Source organism: Aeromonas sp. R3-1 (genome assembly GCF_040908345.1).
GTDB classification, from domain to species: Bacteria; Pseudomonadota; Gammaproteobacteria; order Enterobacterales; family Aeromonadaceae; genus Aeromonas; species Aeromonas veronii.
This window is the reverse complement of sequence record NZ_JBFODN010000157.1, coordinates 1-3993: the sequence shown is the minus strand read 5'-3', so window position 1 is coordinate 3993 and position 3993 is coordinate 1. Positions and strand designations below refer to the sequence as shown.

Genomic DNA, 3993 nt, shown 5'->3' with positions numbered 1-3993 from the left:
GCGGTGAGGGAGGGATTCGAACCCTCGATACGTTGCCGTATACACACTTTCCAGGCGTGCTCCTTCAGCCACTCGGACACCTCACCAAATTTTTGCTCACTGCTTTATGTGCTTGAGCTGCACATTCGCTGGCGGACTATGCCGCGGCGACGGGGCGTAATGTAAGGGATACGATGGCTTTTGGTCAATGCAATTTTTTACTTTTTGCGTTCGTTTGCTCAATATCCGAACCAAGTGACCAAAAATATGCCGTTTCGTATCCCTTTCAATCAATTTACTGCCGCTTCGTGCAAATGTTCACCTTTGAGCGCCTCTTCCAGCGAGCCGTAAAATTCCAGCTTGCCGGGCTGCGGCCGCACCTTGGCGCGCGCCAGGGTCTTGAGCGGTTGGAACTGCAACTCGGCCACCCGCAACTCGACACCGGCTTTAGCCATCTGCTTGCCAAAGTGGAGGAAGGCTGACAGGCCGCCCGCATCGAGGATGGAAACCGCCTCCATCTGCAACACCAGCACCTTGTGTCCTTTCACTTGTGATTCCAGCTCGGCAAAGACCCGTTCGGCCGCTGCGAAGAAGAGCGGGCCGTTGATCTTGTAGAGCAGGCCGTTGTCCGGCACCTCATGGGCATAGCGCTTGTGCTCGGCCAAATCGTGCAGTTTGGTCATCTTGGCGATTTCGCGCATAAAGAGCAGGGAGGCCAGGATCACCCCGAAAGTGATGGCGATGACCATGTCGAAAATGACGGTGAGTGACAGGCAGACCAGCAGCACCAGCACATCGGATTTGGGCGCGCGACGGATCAGCTCCACCACCTTGTGCGCTTCACTCATGTTCCAGGCCACGATGAGCAGCAAGGCAGCCATGGCCGAGAGCGGCAACCAGGAGAGCCAAGGGGCCAGCACCAGAATGGCGGCCAGCACCACCAGCGCATGGACGATCCCCGAGACGGGGGACGTAGCGCCGGCACGCACGTTGGCGGCAGAGCGGGCGATGGCAGCGGTAGCGGTAATGCCGCCAAAGAAGGGGGCGAAGATGTTGCCAAGCCCCTGCCCCACCAGCTCGGCATTGGAGCTGTGTTTGCGACCGGTCATCCCATCGAGCACCACGGCGCAGAGCAGCGATTCGATCGCCCCCAGCATCGCCATGGAGAAGGCGGCAGGCAGCAGCCGCTCAACAGCCGCCAGGTTCCATTCAACCGGCAAGCCATCAGGTCCGGGCAAGGCCCAGGGCATCACCAGGGTCGGCGCGATGGGCGGGATCCCCATCCCTTGAGTGCCGTCGGCCAGGGTATAGCTGAACTTGCTGCCGATGGTGGCCACATCTACCCCAAAGTAATGGAGGCCAAAACCCAGACCCACCCCGACCAGCACCGCGGGCAGGTGGCCAGGCACCGGCAGACGCAGGCGTGGCCAGAGCAGCAGCACGGCCAGTGTTGCGACCCCCACCAGGGTATCGCCCCACTGCCAGCTTGGCAGGGCGGCGGCCAACGCTTCGACCTTGCCCAAATAGGTTTCCGGCATCTCGGGCACGCTCAGGCCAAAGAAGTCCTTGATTTGCAAGGTGGCGATCACGATGGCGATACCACCGGTAAAGCCCAGCGTCACTGACGGAGGAATGTACTCGATAAGGCGGCCAAGACGGGCCATCCCCATCGCCACCAGAAAGAGGCCTGAGATGAGCGTCGCCATCAACAGACCGCCAACCCCGAACTGCTGGGCGACCGGGTAGAGGATCACGACAAAGGCAGCGGTCGGGCCGGAGATGGAGTAGCGGGAGCCACCGGTTACGGCGATCACGATTCCGGCAATGATGGCGGTATAGAGACCGTGTTGCGGCGGCACACCGCTGGCGATGGCCAGTGCCATGGCGAGCGGGATGGCGATGATGCCCACCGTCACACCGGCGATAAGATCACGGCCGAAGCGGGCCATGCTGTAGGGTTCATCAATACAGGACTGGCGTAAGGCTATGGCGAGCTTCACGCTATTTAAAGAGGCTTGCTTGTGCATGTATATCGTAATACCAGAAGAGGGAGATAAAGGCCGGAGAGATCCGGCGCCCGATCATCATCAAGGGCCGGCAGGGCTGTCGACGCGGCGATGGTATCCTGCGTAACCTTACTCCAGACAGGCCATTTTTTCGATGGGCAGGATCAATGAAACGCGCGCTCACCCATTATTTGGCCTATTTGCCGCCAAATCGCCGATCTTGGCTCCTGCTCTCCCCCTTTTTGCCACAAAGATTACCATTTGAGCCTCACCTGGTTACCGGCACGTTCGCGACATCATGCTGGCATCATCAGGTTGATGCGAACCGAACCAATGTTCCCGGCATCAGTTGGCCAATGCGATGGCAAGGGACTGATTGTGCTGAAAATAAACCGCAAAGCGCAACTTTTGGGCAAACAGTCCGAAAATCCGGTTTTCGGGAAATTCGCGGGTTGACACCCGTCTCCCTGGTCATTAATATTCGCCCCGTCTTAACGAGACAGGCAATTCCTCCTTAGTTCAGTCGGTAGAACGGCGGACTGTTAATCCGTATGTCACTGGTTCAAGTCCAGTAGGAGGAGCCACTTTTCCCTCGTAGTTCAGTCGGTAGAACGGCGGACTGTTAATCCGTATGTCACAGGTTCAAGTCCTGTCGAGGGAGCCAAATTCTAAAGCCCAGCCTTTGGCTGGGCTTTTTCGTATCTGTTTCTCCATTGTTTCAAGCTGAGCCAGCTATCCCTCAACGCTTGCTCTGCCACATTCCCCTCGCAGTGAACGATCCACTCTCCCTGTTTTCTCTCAACTCAAATTCGACTAACGATGACTCCGGTCCCTATCCGGCCAGCTCAGCTGGCGAATGGGTCACGATCTAAATAGCTGTTCCGAATAGTAGATCACTGGAGGAAGGGAACTCAGTCCAGTTTGTGCGATCTCATTAGTCGCCAAACAAAACAAGCCACACCCAAAGGACTGAGTTGATGCATATCCTACCACCCCTGCCACGACCACAACGGCGCCGTATTCACAAAATCATCCATGCCACCCGTGATAAAGGGCATGCTCGTCGCTTGATGGCCATCTTGCTGTTACATGAAGGATGCACGATCACGGATGTTCATCACATTACCGGCGCGGCTCGCTCGACCATCGGCCGTTGGCTTCGGTGGTATCGGGATGAAGGTGTGGGTGCGTTAGAAGCCTTACCGGCTGGCCGTGCCCCGGTCCTACCTGTCGCCAAGATTGTCACCTTACTGGTGCTGCTCATGCAGTTTTCTCCGCAAGATTTTGGTTATCAACGCAGCCGTTGGTGTACTGAGCAGCTATTGGCTATCAAAATCAATCGGTTAACAGGGCTCAATGTGGCTGCCTCCACACTTCGTCGATGGCTACCTCGTATGGGCATTGTCTGGCGCAGGCCCGTGCCGACCTTGCGGATAAAAGACCCAGCTTATCAGGAGAAAATGGCGAATATCGACGCTGCGCTGGCCCGCTGTGATGCCGCTAATCCGGTGTTTTATGAGGATGAAGTCGATATAGACCTCAATCCCAAATTAGGGGCCGACTGGATGTTCAGAGCGCAGCAAAAGCGGGTTGTCACACCGGGACAGAACGTCAAACATTACCTGGCAGGCGTTCTCCATGCAGGCAATGGAAGAGTATTTTACGTCAGCGGGATAAAGAAAAACTCATCCCTGTTTATCGCCATGCAGGAAAAGCTGCGTCGCCACTACCGGCGAGCCAAAACCATCACGCTGCTCCTCGATGTCACCGCCGATGTAAAAATGATCCACTAACGCCGGAGTAAAGTTGACCCACCTGGGCCAAGATTGTGGCTTTTGAGCCACGCCCATGTTGACCCAAGAGTTATCAGTGGAAATCAGAGTGTTGGCCCGTCAAGGCATGAGCATCCGGGCTGACGCTCCTATGTCAACAGGCTCGCGCTGAGTCAGCTAAATCGGCCAAGATCAAAGGGTAGAGTTCCCTGACGATATAGCGTTTCAAACAACGC

Annotated in this window: 1 protein-coding gene, 3 tRNA genes and 1 pseudogene; 3 read left to right on the top strand and 2 right to left on the bottom strand. The window is 56.6% G+C overall.

Going from position 1 to position 3993, the window contains the following annotated elements; all coding sequences use genetic code 11:
- Position 1: 1 nt before the first annotated feature.
- Positions 2-86, bottom strand: a tRNA-Ser gene (locus AB5Y85_RS09725).
- 183 nt (positions 87-269) lie between these two features.
- Entirely contained in the window at positions 270-2006 is a 1737-nt protein-coding gene (gene dauA / locus AB5Y85_RS09720; RefSeq protein ID WP_204383407.1) for a C4-dicarboxylic acid transporter DauA, read from the bottom strand.
- Positions 2007-2493: 487 nt separating this feature from the next.
- Here dauA and AB5Y85_RS09715 point away from each other — a divergent pair.
- The 3 genes and pseudogenes from AB5Y85_RS09715 to AB5Y85_RS09705 form a co-directional block, all read left to right on the top strand.
- Positions 2494-2569, top strand: a tRNA-Asn gene (locus tag AB5Y85_RS09715).
- A gap of 4 nt (positions 2570-2573) precedes the next feature.
- Positions 2574-2649, top strand: a tRNA-Asn gene (locus AB5Y85_RS09710).
- Positions 2650-2962: 313 nt separating this feature from the next.
- Positions 2963-3745 (top strand): annotated as a pseudogene (locus tag AB5Y85_RS09705) (IS630 family transposase); the annotation flags it as partial.
- Positions 3746-3993 lie beyond the last annotated feature (248 nt).